Source organism: Dactylosporangium maewongense, assembly GCF_039531485.1.
GTDB lineage: Bacteria > Actinomycetota > Actinomycetes > Mycobacteriales > Micromonosporaceae > Dactylosporangium > Dactylosporangium maewongense.
In genome coordinates, this window is sequence record NZ_BAAAQD010000022.1 from 46,090 (window position 1) to 66,282 (window position 20,193).

General features: G+C 72.7%; 17 protein-coding genes. 12 read left to right on the forward strand and 5 right to left on the reverse strand.

Going from position 1 to position 20,193, the window contains the following annotated elements:
• Window positions 1–128 precede the first annotated feature (128 nt).
• Complete coding sequence (locus ABD332_RS42085; RefSeq protein ID WP_344509443.1) at window positions 129–1,940, reverse strand: AfsR/SARP family transcriptional regulator; 1,812 nt, start codon at window positions 1,938–1,940, stop codon at window positions 129–131.
• 243 nt (window positions 1,941–2,183) lie between these two features.
• Here ABD332_RS42085 and chrA point away from each other — a divergent pair, with 243 nt between their 5' ends.
• The 3 genes from chrA to ABD332_RS42100 are packed head-to-tail and all read left to right on the forward strand — an operon-like array spanning window position 2,184 to window position 4,458.
• Complete coding sequence (chrA, locus tag ABD332_RS42090; RefSeq protein WP_344509445.1) at window positions 2,184–3,311, forward strand: chromate efflux transporter; 1,128 nt, start codon at window positions 2,184–2,186, stop codon at window positions 3,309–3,311.
• Between the two features lie 14 nt (window positions 3,312–3,325).
• Complete coding sequence (locus tag ABD332_RS42095; protein WP_344509447.1) at window positions 3,326–4,069, forward strand: arsenate reductase/protein-tyrosine-phosphatase family protein; 744 nt, start codon at window positions 3,326–3,328, stop codon at window positions 4,067–4,069.
• Window positions 4,069–4,458: a VOC family protein gene (locus ABD332_RS42100; RefSeq protein WP_344509449.1), complete on the forward strand. Its 390-nt coding sequence runs from the start codon at window positions 4,069–4,071 to the stop codon at window positions 4,456–4,458. The genes ABD332_RS42095 and ABD332_RS42100 overlap by 1 nt, the downstream gene beginning before the upstream one ends.
• Window positions 4,459–4,584: 126 nt before the next feature.
• Here the strand turns inward: ABD332_RS42100 and ABD332_RS42105 are convergent, their stop codons facing one another.
• Window positions 4,585–4,902, reverse strand: a complete 318-nt coding sequence (locus ABD332_RS42105; protein WP_344509451.1) for a TSCPD domain-containing protein — start codon at window positions 4,900–4,902, stop codon at window positions 4,585–4,587.
• 354 nt (window positions 4,903–5,256) lie between these two features.
• Between ABD332_RS42105 and rox the strand changes: the two genes are divergently transcribed.
• A complete protein-coding gene (gene rox, locus ABD332_RS42110; RefSeq protein ID WP_344509453.1) occupies window positions 5,257–6,723 on the forward strand; it encodes a rifampin monooxygenase in 1,467 nt (488 codons plus the stop codon).
• 86 nt (window positions 6,724–6,809) lie between these two features.
• Here rox and ABD332_RS42115 read toward each other — a convergent pair whose 3' ends face one another.
• Genes ABD332_RS42115 through ABD332_RS42125 form a run of 3 tightly spaced genes read right to left on the reverse strand, consistent with a single transcriptional unit; the run spans window position 6,810 to window position 8,872 of the window.
• A complete protein-coding gene (locus ABD332_RS42115) occupies window positions 6,810–7,652 on the reverse strand; it encodes an isocitrate lyase/PEP mutase family protein (RefSeq protein ID WP_344509455.1) in 843 nt (280 codons plus the stop codon).
• A gap of 20 nt (window positions 7,653–7,672) precedes the next feature.
• Window positions 7,673–8,026 carry a VOC family protein gene (locus tag ABD332_RS42120; RefSeq protein ID WP_344509457.1) on the reverse strand — a complete coding sequence of 118 codons (354 nt, stop codon included), beginning with the start codon at window positions 8,024–8,026 and terminating at the stop codon, window positions 7,673–7,675.
• Window positions 8,027–8,053: 27 nt separating this feature from the next.
• Window positions 8,054–8,872, reverse strand: a complete 819-nt coding sequence (locus ABD332_RS42125; protein ID WP_344509459.1) for a MerR family transcriptional regulator — start codon at window positions 8,870–8,872, stop codon at window positions 8,054–8,056.
• 84 nt (window positions 8,873–8,956) lie between these two features.
• On the opposite strand from ABD332_RS42125, the gene ABD332_RS42130 reads away from it, so the two are divergent.
• From ABD332_RS42130 to ABD332_RS42165, 8 genes are all read left to right on the forward strand, one after another.
• The gene (locus ABD332_RS42130) at window positions 8,957–11,488 is read left to right on the forward strand and encodes a winged helix-turn-helix domain-containing protein (RefSeq protein ID WP_344509461.1); all 2,532 of its coding nucleotides are present in this window, start codon (window positions 8,957–8,959) and stop codon (window positions 11,486–11,488) included.
• A 74-nt stretch (window positions 11,489–11,562) separates the two neighbouring features.
• Complete coding sequence (locus ABD332_RS42135; RefSeq protein ID WP_344509750.1) at window positions 11,563–13,413, forward strand: ABC transporter ATP-binding protein; 1,851 nt, start codon at window positions 11,563–11,565, stop codon at window positions 13,411–13,413.
• A 1,047-nt stretch (window positions 13,414–14,460) separates the two neighbouring features.
• Window positions 14,461–15,438: a glycoside hydrolase family 5 protein gene (locus ABD332_RS42140; RefSeq protein ID WP_344509463.1), complete on the forward strand. Its 978-nt coding sequence runs from the start codon at window positions 14,461–14,463 to the stop codon at window positions 15,436–15,438.
• A gap of 63 nt (window positions 15,439–15,501) precedes the next feature.
• Window positions 15,502–16,782 (forward strand): ABC transporter substrate-binding protein, encoded by a 1,281-nt coding sequence (locus tag ABD332_RS42145; RefSeq protein ID WP_344509752.1) that lies wholly within the window; start codon window positions 15,502–15,504, stop codon window positions 16,780–16,782.
• Window positions 16,783–16,844: 62 nt separating this feature from the next.
• Window positions 16,845–17,708 carry a carbohydrate ABC transporter permease gene (locus ABD332_RS42150; RefSeq protein WP_344509465.1) on the forward strand — a complete coding sequence of 288 codons (864 nt, stop codon included), beginning with the start codon at window positions 16,845–16,847 and terminating at the stop codon, window positions 17,706–17,708.
• Window positions 17,705–18,520, forward strand: coding sequence for a carbohydrate ABC transporter permease (locus ABD332_RS42155; RefSeq protein WP_344509467.1), 816 nt, complete (start codon window positions 17,705–17,707; stop codon window positions 18,518–18,520). The genes ABD332_RS42150 and ABD332_RS42155 overlap by 4 nt, the downstream gene beginning before the upstream one ends.
• A complete protein-coding gene (locus ABD332_RS42160) occupies window positions 18,517–19,401 on the forward strand; it encodes an ROK family protein (RefSeq protein ID WP_344509469.1) in 885 nt (294 codons plus the stop codon). Before ABD332_RS42155 ends, ABD332_RS42160 begins: the two co-directional genes overlap by 4 nt.
• Before the next feature lie 266 nt (window positions 19,402–19,667).
• Window positions 19,668–20,189, forward strand: coding sequence for a cellulase family glycosylhydrolase (locus tag ABD332_RS42165; protein ID WP_344509471.1), 522 nt, complete (start codon window positions 19,668–19,670; stop codon window positions 20,187–20,189).
• Window positions 20,190–20,193 lie beyond the last annotated feature (4 nt).

The window sequence follows — 20,193 nt, forward strand, 5'->3', positions numbered from 1 at the left end:
GCACTGTGCGTCTCGGGCGGCCACGACACCCACCGCCTGACCGGCCAGGGCTGGATGTCCGGCGGCCGGTTCCGGCGGGGGCTTACGGACGGAGCGGGTCCAGGGCGGATACAACGTCCCCGGCACCGCTATACATCGGCCGGGGCCATCTGCGCGGCGAACAGGCGGACGAGGTCTCCGGCACGGTGGCCGCCGGTGCCGTCGGCGGTGACGAGCCGCGCGTCGACCAGCTCGTCGAGCGCGTCGCCGGCCCGGTCGGGGCTCAGCGTGGACGCGGCGGCGAGGTCGTGCGTCGTCACCGGCTGCGGCAGGCCGGCGAGGGTCCGCAGCGCGTCCATCGCGGCGGCGCTGACCGTGGCGCAGCGGGCGGCGAGGCTCTCCCGGATCGACAGGTCGTGCGCGCGCAACTCGTCGAGGCGGCGCTCCGGCGCCCGCAGCCGCCGGGCGCACGCGGCCGCGGACCGGTCCGGGCGGCCCAGCAACCGCGCCACGACGATGCGCAGCGCCGCCGGCAGGCCCTCGCAGTGGGCGGCGACCTCGTCGAGCGCCACCGGATCCTGCGCGGGGCCGAGCGAGCCGAGCAGCAGCGCGACGGCGTCGGACCGGGACAGGGGGTCCAGCGGCACCAGCGCGACACCGTCGATCGTCGGCAGCGGCCGGCTGGCGGCGATCACCGCGAGGCACCCCGGGGCGGCCGGCAGCAGCGGCCGGACCTGCGCGACGTCGTCGACGCCGTCGACGAGCAGCAGCACCCGGCGGCTCGCGAGCGCGGTCCGCAGGCGGGCGGTGCGGGCGGCGAGCCCGCGCGGGACCGTCTCGTCGGCGACGCCGAGCGAGTGCAGCAGGTGCGCTGCCGCCGCGGCCGGGTCGGCGGTGCCCAGCCGCACGAAGAGCTGCCCGTCCGGGTACCTGTCGGCGAGCAGGTGCGCGGCGTGCACGGCGAACGCGGACGCGCCGACGCCCGGCGGCCCGGAGACGCAGACGGCCCGGGCGCCGGTGGCGACCGCCGAGAGGACGGCGTCCACCGCCGGCTCGCGCCCGACCAGCACCGCGGGGCCGGGCGGCAGCTGCCGCGGCGGTTCCGGCCGCGGCCGGTGCGCGGGGACCGGGAGCGCCGCGAAGGCGGGCGCCCCGGGATGCGCCGCGAACGGCTGGCACGGCGCGGTCTCGTCGAGCGCCGGGTCGCGGGCCAGCATCGCCGCGTGCAGGCGCCGCAGCTCCGGGCCCGGGTCGACGCCCATCCGCTCGCGCAGCGCGGCGCGCGCCTCCAGGAAGCAGCGCAGCGCGCCGGAGACGTCGCCGGCGCGGTACAGGGCGCGCATCAGCTGCCCCCAGGTGCGTTCGCGCAGCGGGTGCTCCACGACGGTGCGCCGCAGCTCGCCGATGAGGACCTCGTGGTGTTGCAGGGTGAGCCGCGCGTCGACGAGGTCCTCGACGGTGCGCAGCCGCTCGTCGTCGACCGCGGCGAGGCGCTGCCCGAGCCCGCCGGGGCGGGGCAGGCCGACGCCCGCGTGGTCGTCGCGCCAGCACGCGAGGGCGGCGATGAGCCGCTCGACCGCCCGCGACGGGTCGCCGGCCCGCAGCGCCGCGCGGCCCTGCGCGGCGAGCTCCGTGAACTCGGTCAGGTCGAGCTCGCCGGGCTGGACGGCGATCCGGTAGGCCCGCTCCTGGCCGAGCAGCCGCGAGCCGGCGACGGTGTCCGGGTCGGCGAGCAGCTTCCGGACGCGGACCGCGTACGTGCGGACGTTCGCCACCGCCGAGCGGGGCGGCGCCTCGTCCCACAGCGCGTCGACGAGCCGGTCGACCGGGACGAGGCGGTTGGCGTTGAGCAGCAGCGCGGCGAGCAGTGCCTGCGGCTTGCCGGCGGGCAGCTCGACCGGGACCGCACCGGAACGCACCGTGAGCTGCCCGAGAATCTGGAACGAGAACGACATCGGCATCCCCGTGGTCGTAACGCGCGCCGGCCGGGACCGGCGCGCGTTCCCCCGATGACCCACTGGGACCAGTGGTCACCGGCGATGTTGCCGCGAGGACCCTGCCGAAACCCTGCGGGAACCTCAACGCCCTGGTCAGCCCGTTCTTTCGGGGCCTGACGACCTCGCCGCCGTGGGTGGCCGGCCGACCGCGGCCGGCGGCCGTCGGGGCACAAGTGCATCAAACTGGACTGGTGTAAGGTGCTCGTCGTGGACCCTCAGGTCGGACTGCTCACCGTGCTCAAGGAGTGGGGGCGGATCGGCTGCGTCGGCTTCGGCGGCCCGCCCTCGCACATCGCGCTGCTGCGGCAGCTGTGCGTGGACCGCCGCCGGTGGCTGGACGCGACCGAGTTCGAGGACGCGGTCGCGGCCTGCAACCTGCTGCCCGGCCCGGCCTCGACCCAGCTCGCCATCTTCTGTGCGTGGCGGGTCCGCGGGCGGGTCGGCGCGCTCGTCGGCGGGGCCGCGTTCATCGTGCCGGGCCTCGTCCTGATCCTCGCCCTGTCCGTGCTGTTCCTGGCCGGGTCGCCGCCCGCATGGGTGCGCGGTGCCGGGGCCGGCGCCGGCGCGGCCGTCGCGGCGGTCGCGGTCCAGGCCGGCTGGAGCCTCCTCCCGGCGAGCCGGCAGCGGGCCTGGCAGTCGGGCAGCAAGGTGCGCTGGGTGCTGTACGTCGCCGTCGGGATCGTGGCCGCGGCGACCCTCGGCCCGTGGCTCGTCCTCGTCCTGCTCGCCTGCGGCGTGCTGGAGGCCGCGCTCACCGTCGCCGGCACCCGGCGCGCTCCCGGCCTGCCGCTGCTCGCCGCGGCCGGCGCGGGCGGGGGAGTGCTGCTGTCGATCGCCTGGGTGGCGCTGAAGGTCGGCGCGCTGTCGTACGGTGGCGGCTTCGTCATCATCCCGCTGATGCGGGCCGACGCCGTCGATCGCTTCCACTGGATGACCGACGCGCAGTTCCTCAACGCGGTCGCGCTCGGGCAGATCACGCCGGGCCCCGTCGTGCACACCGTCGCGGTGGTCGGCTACGCCGCGGCGGGCATCGGCGGCGGCGTGCTCGCCTCGGTCGTGGCGTTCAGCCCGTCGTTCGCGTTCATCCTGCTCGGCGCGCACCGCTTCGACCGCCTGCGGGGCGACGCGCGGGTCCGGGCGTTCCTCGACGGCGCCGGCCCCGCCGCCATCGGTGCGATCCTCGGCTCCGCGATCCTGCTCACCGCCGCGCTGCGCGAGCCGTGGCAGTTCGCCGTCCTCGCCGGCGCCGCGGTCCTGCTGCTGCCGCTGCGCCGGGGCGTGGTTCCCACCCTCCTCATCGCCGCTGCGATCGGCGTAACCATCAGTTTGATTTGATGTATTCTGAGTTCATGGAGGATTCACCACCGGGCGTGCTGCGCCTGGCCGGGCATCCCGTGCGGTGGCAGCTGCTGCGGGAGCTGTCGCGCAGCGACCGGCAGGTCGGCGAGCTGGCGGCGCTGGTCGGCCAGCGGCAGAGCCTGACCTCCTACCACCTCGCCCAGCTGCGCTCCGGTGGCCTGGTCCGGACCCGGCGCAGCTCCGCCGACAAGCGCGACACGTATTACAGCCTCGACCTGGTCGAGTACCGCGCGCAGCTCGCCTCGGCCGGTCTCGCGTTGCACCCCGGCGTGCGCCTCGCCCCCGCGGAGCCGCCGCCGTCCTTCCCCCGCACCCCCGTCCGCGTGTTGTTCCTGTGCACGGGCAACAGCTCCCGCTCCCAGATGGCCGAGGCGCTGCTGGAGCGGCTGGGCGGCGGCAGGGTCCGGGCCGCCAGCGCCGGCAGCGACCCCAAGCCCGTGCACCCCGAGGCGGTCCGCGTCATGCGCGCCGCCGGCATCGACATCGCCGGCCGCCACCCGAAGCACCTGAGCGTCTTCGCCGACGAGCCCTTCGACCACGTGATCAGCCTGTGCGACCGCGTCCGCGAGCTGCGCCCCGCGTTCGCCGGCGCGCCCGCCCTCGCCCACTGGAGCCTGCCCGACCCGGCGACCTCGACCGAGCCGTCGCCGTTCGCCCGCACCGCCGAAGACCTGACGACCCGCATCACGTTCCTGCTGCACGCCATCGACAGCACCCTCGAAAGGTCGCAGTGATGAGCCTCGAACTGAAGGATCTGGTCCACGTCCGGTACATGGTCGGCGACGTCCCGGCCGCCGTCGCGTTCTACACCACCCACCTGGGCTTCACGGTCAGGACCGACGCCGCGCCGGCCTTCGCCGACGTGGTCCGTGGCCGGCTCCGCCTCCTGCTGAGCGGCCCCGCCAGCTCCGCCGGCCGCCCCATGCCCGACGGCGCGGTGCCCGGACCCGGCGGCTGGAACCGGATCCATCTCCTCGTCGACGACCTCCCCGCCGAGGTCGCCCGCCTGCGCGCCGCCGGCCTCACCTTCCGCAACGACATCGTGAGCGGCCCCGGCGGCCACCAGATCCTCCTGCAGGACCCGTCCGGCAACGCGATCGAGCTGTTCCAGCCCGCCGCCTGACCGGCCGGGCGGCCGGCACGCTCCTGCGCCACGACCGGGGCATCGTCACCACCGGCTCGGCCAGCGCGGGTCGCGTCGCGAGGGGTTCCGCGTCGGTACCCCTCGCGACGCCATCTGACGTGCCGTCTACTCGGGTGCGGACCCCAGCGCCTCGACGAGCGGGTTGCCGTCCTCGATCGGCGCGTCCAGCTCGAGCCGCCGCAGCACGTCGATGTACGCGGCCGGCGGCGCTCCGTGCTGCAGCCCGAGCGTGATCGCCGTGGCGAGCGCGTCGGCCAGCCCGGCCAGCTCGGACCCGTGCACCCCCGCCCGCAGGTCCACCCGCCGCAGCGTGCCGTCCATCCCGTGCCCGGTCGTCATCGCCCCGGGCACCCCGCCGATCGTGAACTCCACCGTGCACCCGTCCGCCCGCCGCTCCCGCGGCCCCGGCACCACACCTGCCATGGCTCCACCCCGTCCGGATTCCGTGCCGGCCCCCGACGACCGGCGACGCCCCGAACCGTAGGACACCGCCCGCCCAGACGACAGCACCGACACGACCCGACTTCGAACACCAGATCGACACGCCGCGCGACACGCGGACGGCCCGCGGTCGGTCCGGGTGTCGCGGCCGGAATGGACTGGACGGGATGAGGATCGGGCTTGTACCTTGCTGCTGTCCGTGACACCGCCCGAGGAGGTGAGACCCATGAACGCTGTATCGAAGTGGGTGCTCCCTCTTGCCGTCACGGCCGGGCGATTGACGTAGGTGTCGCCGGGAGCGCCCCGCCAACCAGGCACTCCCGAAAGGCAACACCTATGAACGCTGCACAGTTCCCCGACTCCACCCCCGGCCGCCCGCCGCTCACGTTCGACGTGATCATCGCCGGGTGCGGCCCGGCCGGCGCGATGCTCGCCGCCGAGCTGCGGCTGCACGACGTGCGGGTGCTCGTCCTGGAGAAGGAGACCGAGCCCACGTCGTTCGTCCGCATCGTCGGCCTGCATGTCCGCAGCATCGAGCTGATGGCGATGCGCGGGCTGCTGGAGCGCATCGCCGAACGCGCACGGCGGCGGCCGGCGGCCGGCTTCTTCGCCGCCATCGACAAGCCCGCGCCCGTGGACCTGGACACCGCGCACGCCTACCTGCTGGGCATCCCGCAGCCGGTCATCGTGCACCTGCTCGAAGCACACGCGGTCGATCTGGGCGCGCAGGTCCGGCGCGGCTGCGCGGTGACCGGCCTCGAACAGGACGGCGAGGGCGTGACCGTCGAGCTGGCCGGCGGGGAACGGCTGCGGTCGCGCTATCTCGTCGGCTGCGACGGCGCCCGCAGCACCGTGCGCAGGCTGCTCGGCGTCGGCTTCCCCGGCGAACCCTCGCGGACCGACACGCTGATGGGCGAGATGGAGGCGGCCGCGCCGCCGGAGGAGATCGCCGCCAAGGTGGCCGAGGTCCGCAAGACCGATCAGCGGTTCACCTTCGGACCCTTCGGCGAGGTCTATCGCGTCGTGATCCCCGGCGCGGGAGTCAGCGACCGCGCGGAGCCGCCCACCATCGAGGACTTCCAGCGCCAGCTGCACGCCATCGCCGGCACCGACTTCGGCGTGCACTCCCCGCGCTGGTTGTCCCGCTTCGGCGACGCCACCCGACTCGCCGAACGGTACCGGGTCGGGCGGGTGCTGCTGTCCGGCGACGCGGCACACATCCATCCACCCATCGGCGGGCAGGGCCTCAACCTGGGCGTTCAGGACGCCTTCAACCTCGGCTGGAAGCTGGCCGCGCAGATCCGCGGCTGGGCGCCCGACACGCTGCTGGACACCTACGAGACCGAGCGGCATCCGGTCGCCGCGGACGTGCTGGACAACACCCGCGCCCAGATGGAGCTGTTCTCCACCGAGCCGGGCCCCCAGGCACTGCGCAGGCTGCTCACCGAGCTGATGGACTTCGACGAGGTGAACCGCCACCTGATCGAGAAGATCACCGCGATCGGCGTCCGCTACGACTTCGGCCCGGGCCCCGACCTGCTCGGCCGCCGCCTGCCCGACCTCGACGTGCAACAGGGCCGCCTGTACGACCTGCTGCACCGCGGCCGCGGCCTGCTGCTGGACCGCACCGGACGCCTGACCGCCGGCGGCTGGTCGGACCGGGTCGACCACGTCGGGGACCCCACCGCGGCGCTGGACGCCCCGGGCGTCCTGCTCCGACCCGACGGCCACGTCGCCTGGGTCGGCGACGACCAGCAGGACCTGGACGACCACCTCGCCCGCTGGTTCGGCAAACCCGCCTGACCGCCCTGATCTGAATGCGGCGCGTTGCCGCGGCCCGTGCCTGCGGCGCTGCCGCGGGCGCGTCGCGGCGGCACGCCCGCGGTGGCCTACGGACGGCGGAAGAGGTCGTTCAGATCGGACTGGGAGAGCTGGGTGTCGGCATACGTGAAGGTGCCGTGCTCGGCCAGCTCGCGGGCGGCCCGGCGCAGGTGGTGATACATGGCGCGGGCGATGCTGCCGCCGACGGTGACGCGGCGGACGCCGAGGTCGCGCAGGGCGGCCAGGGACAGGGTGCCGCCGGTCAGGCCCATGACGACGTTGAGCGGGCCGGTGAGCTCGCGGACCAGCGTGCCGATCGTGGCCGGGTCGGCGGCGCCCGGCACGAACGCGCAGTCCGCGCCGGCCGCCAGGTAGGCATTGGCCCGGTCGACGGCGTCGGTGAGGGTGCCGCCGACGATGAGCGCGTCGGTGCGGCCGACGAGGACGAACGGCTCGCCGGAGGAGGAGACCGCGGCACGGGCGGCCCGGATCCGCTCCACGGCGAGCGCCTGGTCGTGCAGGGGCCGGGCCCGCGAGCCGGTGAAGTCCTCGATGTTGCCGCCCGCGGCGCCGGCGGCGACTGCCATCGAGATGGTGGCCGCGACGTCCTCCGGGGAGGTGCCGAAGCCTTCCTCGAGGTCGGCGCTCACCGGCACGTCGACCGCGGCGACGATCTCGCGGACCCGGTCGAGCATCGTGGTGCGGTCGAGGCGGGCCTGCGGACCGTGGTCGGCGAAGAAGTCGTGGTCGGGGCGACCGAGGGAGAACGCGATCCCGGCGCTGGTGGTCGCGATGGCGGGGAAGCCGGCGGACTCGAGGACCCGGGCGCTGCCCGCGTCCCACGCGTTGGGCAGCAGGAAGCAGCCCTCCCGGTGCAGGTCCACGAACTGCTGCCGCCGGTCCCCGTCCATCGCGAACCCCCTGAAGACGATCAGCTGGCGCCGATGTCGAAGAGGTTACCCTCGGGGTCCGACAACGTCGTCCAGACGGCGCCGTACTCGTTGAAGTCGCCGACCTGCTTCGCGCCGAGACCGACGGCGCGGGCGACGGCGCCGGGCAGGTCGGCGGTGTGCAGGTCGAGGTGGATGCTGTTCTTGCCCGGGGTCTTGTCGGGGACCTGGATGAACATGAGGACGGGCTGGGCGCCGGTCGAGCGGCCCACGGTCGCGAAGAACGGGGTCGCCTCCGGGTCGACGGCGCGGTCCAGCAGCGCGGCGTAGAAGCCGGCGAGGGCGGCCGCGTCGGCGCAGTCGATGGTGACGTGGGCGATGGCGAGGTCGGTCATGTGCTCTCTCTCCTGAGGAAACGAAGGTCAGGCGGAAATCGGCCAGCAGATCTCGGTGCGGAACTCAGCCGGGTCGGTGGTCTCGTCGGGTCCGACCAGGTAGACCTCGACGATCGGGTCGGGCAGGGCGGTGTCGTGGGACGCGACGTGCAGGCCGAGCCGGCCATACGTGATGTCGCAGTCGGCGAACGGGCCGCTGTGCACGGCGACGGCGTAGCGGGCGGGCGGCAGGGTCGCGAACCGGTCGTCGCCCGCCCGCACCACGTCCGCCGAAACAGGCACGAAGGCGACGACCTCCCCGATCTCGCCCTCGAAGAACTCCGCGGAGTAGGTCGCGCCGGCCGGGCCGGCCGGATCGGTGCCGAGCGCGGCGAGCGTCGCGTACAGCTCGGGGAAGACCCGCCCGCACCAGTCCGTCACCTCGGTGCGGGTGATCCGCGCCGACACCCGGAGCACGGGCGAACCCGCCGACAGCCGGTGCCGGACCGGCAGCTCGGGCTCGGGCCCCAGCAGGCGGCGCAGCGACAGGACCACGTCGCGGGTACGGCTGAGCTCGGCCTCCATCCGGTCCAGGTGCCGGGCCAGGGCCTCCTGCCGCGCGGACGGGTCGGGCTCGGCGAGCACCCCGCGGATCTGCGCGATCGGCATGTCGAGGTCCCGCAGCCGCCGGATGAGGTGCGCGTCGTCGACCTGCCCGGGCGCGTACCGCCGGTAGCCGGTGTCCTCGTCGATGCCGTCCGGCACCAGCAGCTCGATATCGTGGTAGTACCGCAGCGTCTTCGCGCTGAGATGGCACAGCCGCGAGAACTCGCCGATGGTGACGCCCGGTGTCATGCCCCGTGTCATGCCATTGAGTGAACCTGTTCCAGTAGGTGGAAGGTCAAGCTTCTCCGCATATGCTGTCGGGTATCGATACAGATGGAGGCCTCCATGGAGGGAGCGCCACTGCTGTCCGCGAAGCTCACCAGGCCCGAGCCGGTGGACCGGGCGCTGCCGCGTGAGCAGCTCATCGACTTGTTGTGGAGCCTGACCGACCTGCCGGTCACCGTGGTCACGGGGCCGGCCGGATCCGGCAAGAGCCGCCTGGTCGCCGCGTGGGCCGACGACAGCCCGGGCTGGGACTCGATCGCGTGGCTCACCGTCGACCAGGACGACCGGGCCCGGCCGGCGCGCCTGTGGCAGCACCTGCTGGCGGCCCTGCGCGGCGCCGGGGTGCTGCTGCCCGCGGCGCTGCTGGACCTGACCACCGCGCCCGACCACGCGGCGGTCACCGAGCTGGCGGCCGTCCTCTCCCACCAGCAGCACTCGATCGTGCTCGTCCTCGACGACGCCTGCTGGCTCGACGCGGAGCAGCTGGGCGAGATCGAGTTCCTGCTGCGGCACGCGCAGAGCCACCTCCGGCTGGTGCTCGTCGGCCGGCACCGGCCACGGTTCCCGCTGCACCGCTACCGGCTGACCGACCAGCTCAGCGAGCTGCGCTGGTCCGAGCTGGCGCTGGATGCCGGCGAGGTGCGGGCGCTGTTCGCGCTGCACGGCGTCGACCTGACCCCGGCCGCGCTCGCCGACGTGATGGAACAGACCGGGGGCTGGCTCGCCGGGGTGCGCCTGTGCGCGCTGGCGATGGCGGACGGCTCCGGGGTGCCGGCGCTGGCCGGGCACGACTACGTCGTCGACTACTTCACCGGGGAGATCCTGGACCGGTGCACCCCGCGACGGCGGCGCCTGCTGGCCGGGGTGGCCCGCCTGGACACGTTCACGGCCGAGCTCGCCGCGATCGTGGGTGGCGTCGAGGAGGGCGACGTCATCGCCGACCTGGAGGAGGCCGGCGCGTTCCTGGAGACGGTGAGCGAGGCGCAGGGCACCTACCGCCTCCACCCGCTGTTCGGTGCCGTGCTGCGCGACCGGCTCCCGCTGCCACCCGCCGCGGCCAGGACCGCCGGGCTCGTCGCGGCCCGCTGGTCCGCCCGGCACGGTGACCTCGCCGGCGCCGTCGGACACGCGGCGGCCGTCGGCGCGTGGGAGGACGCGGCCCGGTTCGTCGTCGACGACCTGGCGGTCGGCGAGGTCATCGTGGACGGGCCGGCGGGTCGGCTCACGGGGCTGCTCGCCGGGATGCCGGCCGAGCCCGCGTCGCCGGAGGGCGTGATCGTCGCCGCCGCCCACGCGCTCTCCCACAGCGACCACCCGCGGGCCGAGCGGCTTCTCACCGGCAACGCCTGGCTCCCCGGCCCCGACGCGCCGCTGCCGGTCCGGCTCGCCGCGTGCATGGTTCAGCAGTCCGTCGCCTACGAGACCGGCGACGCGGAGCGGCTCGACGCGGTCACCGGCGCCGCGGCGCGGCTGCTGCCGCAGGTCGACCCGGGCAGGATCGCCGTGCGGCCGGAGCTGTGGGTGTTCGTCCTGTCCGGCGTCGCGACGGCGCACCTGCGGGCCGGCAGGCTCGACGAGGCCGCCGGGAGTTTCGCCGCGGCGATCCGGGCGGCCCGCAGCGAACGGTGCGGCGGCCTTCTCGCGTACTGCACGCAGCATCTCGCCTTCACCGAGGCGCTGCTGGGGAGGCTGCGGTCGGCGTACGACACGGCCCATCGCGCATCCGACGTGGTCGCGCGCACCGAGGCGCTGAACCGGGGCCCGCGGCACATCGCCGACCTCGCGCTCGCATGGGTGGCCGCCGAACGCTACGACACCACCGCCGCCTGGCGTCACCTGCGTACCGCCGAGGAGGGGCTGGCCACCGACATCATGCCGCGGGAGAGCGCCTACGCGGCCACCCTGACCATCGTGCGGTCCAGGCTCCTGCGCGCCCGCGGCGAGCTGCCCGCGGCGCTGTCGGTCCTGCGCGGCGCGCCGCCGGAGACCTCGGCCCGCCTCTGGGTGCGGCACGAGCTGGATCTCGCCGAGTCGCGGGTCCTGGTCGCGATGGGCCGCCACGAGGAGGCCCGCACCGCCCTGGCCCGCCTCGACCAGGAGCGGCCGGAGGCGACCCTGGCCCGCGGCTCGGCGCTGCTCGCGGCCGGCGACCCGCAGCGCGCCGTCGAGTGCGCCCACCAGGTGCTGTGCCTGCTGGGCCTGCCGGTCGGCGTGCTCGTCGAGGCGTGGCTGCTGCTCGCGGCCGGCACCGCCCGGCAGGGCGACCACGAGCGCGCCGTCGAGGCGCTGCGGACCGCCGTCGGGTTCACCGTCGACGACGGCGGCACCCGCGCCGTCCACGAGGCCGACGGCGCCCTGCACCAGCTGCTGCGCCGGCACGCGACGGCGGCGGATCCCGTGCCCGGTTTCAGCCTCCGGCAGGCGGAGGTGCTGCGGCACCTCGCGGCGCTGACCCCGACCGAGGAGATCGCCGAGCTCATGGACGTGTCGGTGAAGACCGTGCGCACCCACATCCGGGAGGTGCTGCGCAAGGTCGACGCGTCCAGCCGTGCGGAGGCGGTCCGCCGCGCCCGCGACCTCGGCCTGTTGTAAACCGATTGGACCTGAACCCCACTCCAGGTCGTACGGTGGCGGACGTGAGCATGGAAGTCACCGCCTGGAACCAGATGTACCAAGCCATCCACGCGACCCAGGACCGGCGGCCGTTCTCGGTCGCCACGCTGCGCCGGATCGCCGCGTTCGCGCGCCCGCACAAGGCCCGGCTCGCCGGTTTCCTGTCGCTGAGCGTCGTGACGGCTCTTCTCGCGGTCGCCACGCCGGTGCTCGCCGGCCGGGTCGTCGACGCGATCGTCGGCGGCGGCTCCCGCGACACCGTCGTCACCCTCGCGGTGCTGATCGCGGCCATCGCGCTCGTCGAGGCCGGCGTCGGGCTGCTCGCCCGGCTGCTGTCGGCGCAGATCGGCGAGGGGCTGATCCTCGACCTGCGCACCACCGTCTTCGACCACGTGCAGCGCATGCCGGTCGCGTTCTTCACCCGCACCCGCACCGGCGCGCTCGTCAGCCGGCTCAACAACGACGTCATCGGCGCGCAGCGCGCGTTCAGCGGCACCCTGTCCGGCGTCGTCAGCAACGTCGTCACGCTGTCGCTGACGTTCGCGGTGATGGTGAGCCTGTCGTGGAAGATCACGCTGCTCGCGCTGCTGCTCCTGCCGGTGTTCGTGCTGCCGGCCCGCCGGATGGGCACCCGGCTCGCCCGCCTGCAGCGCGAGGCCGCCACGCACAACTCGGCGATGAGCACCCAGATGACGGAGCGCTTCTCCGCACCCGGCGCCACCCTCATCAAGCTCTTCGGCCGGCCCTCCGACGAGTCGGTGGAGTTCGCCGCCCGGGCCGGCCGGGTCCGCGACATCGGCGTCCGCACCGCCATGAACCAGACCGTGTTCATCACCGCGCTGACCGTCGTGTCCTCGCTCGCCTTGGCCCTCGTCTACGGCATCGGCGGCGTCGCGGCCCTCGCCGGCCAGCTCGACGCGGGCGCGGTCGTGGCGCTCGCGCTGCTGCTGACCCGGCTGTACGCGCCGCTGACCGCCCTCGCGAGCGCCCGGGTCGAGGTGATGAGCGCCCTGGTCAGCTTCGAACGGGTCTTCGAGATCCTCGACCTGCGCCCGCTCGTCGCGGAGAAGCCCGACGCCCGCGAGGTCCCGCCCGGCCCGGTGTCCGTCGAGTTCTCCTCAGTCCGCTTCGGCTACCCCGCCGCCGACAAGGTGTCCCTCGCCTCCCTGGAGGAGGTCGCCTCCCTGGACACCCGCGGCGGCGTGGAGGTCCTGCACGACGTCTCGTTCAAGGCCGAGCCGGGCCAGATGATCGCCCTGGTCGGCTCGTCCGGCGCCGGGAAGTCGACCATCGCGCAGCTCCTGCCGCGCCTGTACGACGTGGACAGCGGCACCGTCCGCCTCGGCGGAATCGACGTCCGGGACCTGTCCTTCGACGCGATCCGCGCCACCCTCGGCATGGTCACCCAGGACGGGCACCTCTTCCACGAGTCGGTGCGGGCCAACCTGCTGCTGGCCCGGCCGTCGGCGACCGAGGACGAGCTCTGGACGGTCCTGCGCCGGGCCCGCCTCGACGACCTGGTCGCCTCCCTGCCCGACGGCCTCGACACCGTCGTCGGCGAGCGCGGCTACCGCCTCTCCGGCGGCGAGCGGCAGCGCCTCACCATCGCCCGCCTGCTCCTGGCCGGCCAGCAGGTCGTCGTCCTCGACGAGGCGACCGCGCACCTCGACTCGACGTCGGAGGCCGCGGTACAGGCCGCGCTCGCCGAGGCCCTCAGCGGCCGGACGGCGGTCGTCATCGCGCACCGCCTGTCCACCGTCCGCGCCGCCGACCTCATCCTCGTCGTCGAGGCCGGCCAGATCGTCGAACGCGGCACCCACACATCCCTGCTCGCCGCCGGCGGCCGTTACGCCGAGCTCTACTCCACCCAGTTCGCCGACACCGACGACCAGGTCCGCGTCTGACCCGACCCCCTGACGCCGGCCAGCACCTCGGCCCGCCCCGCCGCTGCGCCTTCCATCGCCTGGGAGCCGCAGCGGCGGCGCCCTACCCGAGACACACCCGGCACCGCGACCTGACCCGCCTCCATCCGCCGCGCCGCCGCGGGCTTTGCTGGATGCGTAGTTGGCCGGGCTCGCCGTGGCACCCGACGGCCGCTGACGCCGCCCGCGCGGCCGGCGCTGGCCGGGCTCGCCGGGGGTGGTTGTCGGCTGCTGACGATGCGCCGCCCGCCCGGTATCGAGGCGGGCGGCGCGCCATGCCCCGGCGGCCGATGAGGCCCTCACTCCTGCGGCTCCCATCCCGCGGGCGGCGTCCGTCGCCGCTGGCGACGCACGCTCGACTGATCCCACGGCCAGAAGCAGTCCAGGGAATGGACGTTCGATGCCCGGCATCGCCGCTTGACAGGCAACCCGTCCCCCCTGACCGACGGTGATCAATGCCCGCGTTTGCACCCTTTGTTCCATCGAGGTTGCGCGATCAACCCGCAAGTTGATCTCTGATTTGTGGGTGGATCGCGCAATGTCTATCCCGAAAAGGGGCGTTTCAGGGCATTGACCAACGTCTGGATGGAGGGCCTGGTCGGTCCGCACGGCAGGTGTGCTCCATCCGTGCGGGGTCCGGGTTGGGCAGGGGACCGGGTGTGGCGGTGCGTTGACGGAGCTGCCGGCCTCCTCGCGATGCACCGACCACCCCGAAGCGATCGACACCCCGGCATTGCCGCGATACGCGACTCGCGATGCATTGGCCGATCCGGAACGGCTTCGGGGTGTGAACGTCGCGGCGCGTGCTGGGTTGAAGGGGATCGACGGGGGAGGTGGCGGCGGGGTGTGGCGCGGTGTCGGTGCTGGCTCGCGGGGTTATGCGCTTCAGTCTTGGCGTGCTGCGGCGGAGTGGGATTGACAGCTTCAATGTGCGGGCCTAGGTTGATGGAACTTATCCGGTTCAGTGAGCGCGCGCCCCCACCCCAGGCGCGCGGCCGGGGCCGGCACCGCCTGAAGGGTCGATCCGCGATGCCCCACCACGGGTTCAACGTCCAGTGGATGTTCAACGCGCACGCCGGCGCGGCAGGGCCCGACGAGCGGGTCCTGGACGCCGTCGCGGCGTGGGGATTCAACTTCATCCGGCTGCCGACGGACTACCGGCTCTGGAGCGTCGGCGGCGACCCGCACCAGGCCGACGAGTCGGTGCTCGCACGCGTCGACAAGATCCTCGACGCGTGCCGGCAGCGCGGCTTGCATCTTTCACTGAACCTGCACCGCGCGCCCGGCTACATCATCACCGGGTGGGAGACCGAGCCGTACAACCTGTGGACGGACCGCCCGGCCCGCGACGCGTTCGTCGCCACGTGGGAGCGGTTCGCCCAGCGGTACAGCGGCATCCCGGCGGAAGAGCTCAGCTTCGATCTCGTCAACGAACCCCCTGCGTTGGGGCTGCGCGGCTTCACCCGCGACGCCCATGAGGCCGTCATCCGGCACGCGGCCGCCGCGGTGCGGGCGATCTCGCCGGACCGGCCGCTGGTCATCGACGGCCTCGACGGCGGCAACCTCGCCATGCCCGAGCTGGCCGACCTCGGCGCCACGCAGAGCGTCCGCGGATACCAGCCGATGAGCGTCTCGCACTACCGGGCGCCCTGGTGGCCCGGGCATCACGGGCTTCCGGCGCCCGCCTACCCGTGCGACTACGACGGGCGCTGGTGGGACGGCGCCGGGCTGCGCGACTTCTACGCGCCGTGGCGCGAGCTCGAAGCGGCGGGCGTCCCCGTGCACGTGGGGGAGTTCGGCTGCTACGAGCACACCCCCGACGAGGTCGCGCGGGCCTGGTTCGCCGACCTGTTCGACGTCTTCGGCCAGTTCGGCTGGGGCTACGCCCTGTGGGAGTTCGAAGGCCCGTTCGGCATCGTCGGGCACCACCGGCCCGGCGCCCGGTTCGAGCGGCGCGACGGCTTCGACGTCGACGTCCGCCTGCTCGACCTCATGCGCTCGTTCTGACCCTGGCACCTGTGCGGCACAACCGATAACACCCCCTCTGATCGGAAGGTGGTACCCGTGCATATGAAGAAGCACCTCGTCGCCTTGCTCGCAGCGACCTCCCTCGTCCTCACCGCCTGCGGGGACGACGCGGGCAGCGGCTCGGACGGCAAGATCGCCGGCGACATCACGGTACTGACGCAGCGGACCGACCTCGTCGACACCGTGCTGCCGGAGTACAAGAAGAAGTTCGAGGCGAAGTATCCCGGCACGAACGTCAAGTTCGAGGCGATCACCGACTACGAGGGTGAGGTGCGCGTCCGGATGAACACGAAGAACTACGGCGACGTGCTGCCGATCCCGAACTCCGTCACCGCCGACCAGCTGCCGCTGTTCTTCGAGCCGCTGGGCACCGTGGACGCGCTGAAGGACAAGTACCGGTTCGTGCGCTCCGAGCAGACGTTCGGCGGCAAGGTCTACGGCCTCGCCATCACCGGCAACGCCCAGGGCTACGTGTTCAACAAGAAGGTGTGGGCGCAGGCCGGCGTCACCGAGCCGCCGAAGACGCCCGAGGAGTTCCTGGCGGCGCTGAAGGCCATCAAGGACAAGACCGGCGTGATCCCGCTGTACACCAACTACAAGGACGGCTGGCCGCTCGGCCAGTGGGAGGGCGTGCGCGGCGCCGTCAGCGGCGACCCGGAGGCGGCCACCAAGCTCGCCAAAGACGACGCGCCGTGGAGCCCCGGCAAGGAGCAGTACATCATCGACTCGCTGCTCTTCGACGCGGTCAAGGGCGGCTACACCGAGCCGGACCCGACGACGACCAACTGGGAGCAGTCCAAGGGCATGCTCGGCACCGGCAAGATCGCCACGATGATGCTCGGCTCCTGGTCCGTGGTGCAGATGCAGGCGGCCGCCGCCAGCAAGGACGACATCGGCTACTGGCCGTTCCCCAACCAGGTCAACGGCAAGTTCCACACCGTCGTCGGCGGCGACTACAAGAACGGCATCAACGTCAACTCGAAGAACAAGGCGACCGCGCGGGCATGGGTCGACTGGTTCGCCAACGAGTCGAACTACGCCACCGACCAGGGCGGCGTCTCGGTGGTGACGAGCGCGCAGCTGCCGGCGTCCCTCGCCGACCTGCAGACGGCCAAGACGGAGTTCATCGAGCTGAACCCGGCGCCGAAGGGCGAGGAGGGGCTCGCCGACAAGATCGGCAACACCGCCGAGATCGCGCTGTTCGACGGCAAGTACCGCCAGCGGATCGTCGACGCGGCCCGCGGCGCGAAGAAGGAGACGAAGGAACAGATCTTCGCCGACCTGAACAAGAAGTGGGCCGACACCCGGGCGAAGCTCAAGTAGGTGTGCTGCTTGGCGTGCGGCCCTTCGCCGGGCCGCACGCCTCTGTCTTCGAAAGGTGAGACGTGGGCCGGAAGCTGACACCCTACGTGTTTCTCGTTGCGCCGCTGACGTTCCTGATCGTGTTCACCTACATCCCGGTGGTGAACATGTTCGGCTACAGCGTCACGTCCTGGGACGGGCTGAGCCCGAGCCGGGAGTTCGTCGGGATCGACAACTACGTCGAGATCGCCACCCGGCCGGAGCTCTTCGGCGTGCTCAAGGTCAGCCTGTACTACATCGGCGCGTCCGTGGTGCAAATCCTGCTCGCGTTGTATTTCGCCACGATCCTGAGCTTCAACACGCGCTTCCGGAACCTGTTCAAGGGCGTGCTGTTCTTCCCGTACCTCATCAACGGCGTCGCCATCGGCATGATCTTCCTGTTCTTCTTCCAGCCCGGCGGCACCCTCGACTCGGCGATGTCGGCGGTCGGCCTCGGCGGCGCGACCCAGCAGTGGCTCGGCGACCCCGAGGTGGTCAACTACTCGCTCGCCGGCACCTCGATCTGGCGCTACCTGGGCCTCAACTTCGTGCTGTTCCTCGGCGCCATCCAGTCGATCCCCGCGCACCTGTACGAGGCCGCCGAGCTGGACGGCGCGAACCGCTGGGACCAGTTCCTGCACATCATCCTGCCGGGCATCCGGCCGATCGTCGGGCTGTCGTTCATCCTCGCGATCTCCGGCTCGCTGTCGGTGTTCGAGATCCCGTTCATCATGACCGGCGGCGCCAACGACAGCGAGACCTTCGTCATCCAGACCGTGAACATGGCCTTCAAGTACTACAAGCTCGGCCTCGCCTCGGCGATGGCGGTCGTCCTGCTGCTGATCATCCTGCTGGTGACGTGGTTGCAGCGCCGCATCGCACCCGACGAGAAGGTGGACCTCTCGTGATCGCCCGTGTGCTGAAGTACCTGTCGCTGACCGGCGCGTGCCTGGTGGTGCTGCTGCCGCCCGTCGTGCTGGTGATGGCGTCGCTGAAAACCAACACCGAATATCTCAACAGCGGCCCCTTCGACCCGCCCGGCGACTGGTTCAACCTCGACAACTACGTCACGGCCTTCACCAAGGGGCACATGCTCCGCGGCTTCGTGAACACGTCCATCATCATGGCGGTCTCGCTGGCCGGCACGGTCCTCATCGGGTCGATGGCGGCCTACGCCATCGACCGCTTCCGGTTCCGCCTCCGCGGGGTGGTCGTCGCGCTCTTCCTGCTCGCGACCCTCGTGCCCGGCGTGACCACCCAGGTCGCCACGTTCAAGGTCGTCGACGCCCTCGACCTCTACGACAGCCGCTGGTCGGCGATCGTGCTCTTCCTCGGCACCGACATCATCTCCATCTACATCTTCCAGCAGTTCCTGCGCGGCGTGCCGCGCGAGCTCGACGAGGCCGCCGCGATGGAGGGCGCCTCCGCGTTCGGCATCTACTGGAAGATCATCCTGCCGCTGCTGAAACCCGCGATCGCCACGGTCGTCATCATCAAGGGCATCGCCATGTACAACGAGTTCTACATCCCGTTCCTGTACATGCCGTCGCAGGAGCTCGGGGTCATCTCCACGTCGCTGTACCGCTTCAAGGGGCCGTTCGGGGCGCAGTGGGAGGTCATCTCCGCCGGCGTCATCCTCGTCATCATTCCAACGCTCGTTGCATTTCTCGCCCTGCAGCGCTTCATCTACAACGGCTTCACCGCGGGGGCCGGCAAGTGAGCGTGCTGTTCGGTGGTGTCGAGGCCGGCGGCACGAAGGTGGTGTGCGCGGTGGGGGTCGGCCCCGACGCGGTCGTGGACCGCACCACCATCCCGACGACCTCGCCGGGGGAGACCCTCGACCGGGTCATCGCCTACTTCCGCGCCCAGCGCGCCGCCGGCCGCGACATCGCCGCGCTGGGCGTCGCCTCGTTCGGCCCGCTCGACCTCGCCTCGGGTCGGATCACCACCACCCCGAAGCCCGGCTGGGGCGGCACCGACCTCGTGGGCGCGCTGCGGCGCGGGCTCGGCGTCCCGGTGGCGCTGGACACCGACGTCAACGGCGCCGCCTACGGCGAACACCGCTGGGGCGCGGGCCGCGGCCAGGGCACGGTCGTCTACGTGACCGTCGGCACGGGCATCGGCGGTGGCGCCGTCGTCGACGGCCGCCCGCTGCACGGCCTGCTGCACCCCGAGATGGGTCACCTGCACGTCCAGCGCCACCCCGGCGACGACTTCGCCGGCACCTGCCCGTTTCACGGCGACTGCGTCGAAGGCCTCGCCAGCGGCCCCGCCATCGCCCGCCGGGCCGGCCGCCCCGCCCACGACCTCGGCCCGCTGCTGTCCCGGACGGTGGCGCTCGAGGCGCACTACCTCTCGCAGCTCATGACGTCCATCCTGTACCTGTTGATGCCGCACCGCATCGTCGTCGGCGGCGGCGTCCTGAACATCCCCGGGCTCCTGGACGCCGTCCGCGCCGCCACGGCCGAGCGGCTCGGCAAGGCCCTCGACGCCGTCCCCGCCACCGCCGACCTGTCCACCTACATCGTCCCGCCGGGCCTGGGTGGCCTCTCCGGCGTGCTCGGCGCGCTCGGTCTCGCCGAGCGAATGGTTGAAACTTAATCCGTTAAGTGCTCCACTGGGATGGCAACACCCGCCAGCGCTGCCATTCTCCGTCCCGACTGGCTCAGTGCTGCCTGCCGTTGCTTCATCGGTTCAGGACAGATTGGAGCTGTCATGGCACGACGGACACTGGCCGCAGTCGCCGCGGGGATGCTCGCCGCCGCCGGACTCGTCGTCGCGGGACCGGCGGCGCCGGCCGCCGCGGCGACCGGGTTCCGGGTCTCCGGCACCAGGCTGCTCGACGCGCGCGGGGCAACCAGTTCATCATGCGCGGCGCCAACCACGGCCACGCCTGGTACACCAGCCAGACCCAGGTGTGGGCGGACATGAAGAACTCCGGCGCCAACACCATCCGGGTCGTGCTCACCGGCGGCCGCTACGGCTACAGCAGCCCCGCGGACGTCTCCGCCGTCATCTCCCGCTGCAAGGCCTACAAGCTCGTCTGCGTCCTGGAGAACCACGACACGACGGGCTACGGCGACCAGGGCGGTGCCGTCACCCTCGACGCCGCCGCCGACTACTGGCTCGCCGTGAAGAGCGCGCTGCAGGGCCAGGAGGCGTACGCGATCATCAACATCGGCAACGAGCCGCTCGGCAACAACAGCGCCTCCCAGTGGGCGGGCGCGACGCGCGCCGCGGTGCAGAAGCTGCGCAACGGCGGCGGCGTGGAGTACCTGGACATGGTGTACGGCTTCAACGTCAACAACCGCTCCTGGTGGGGCGACCGCATCATCTGGGGCACCAACGGCTGGAAGCAGACCTCGAGGCAGGCCACCGTCTACAACTGACGGT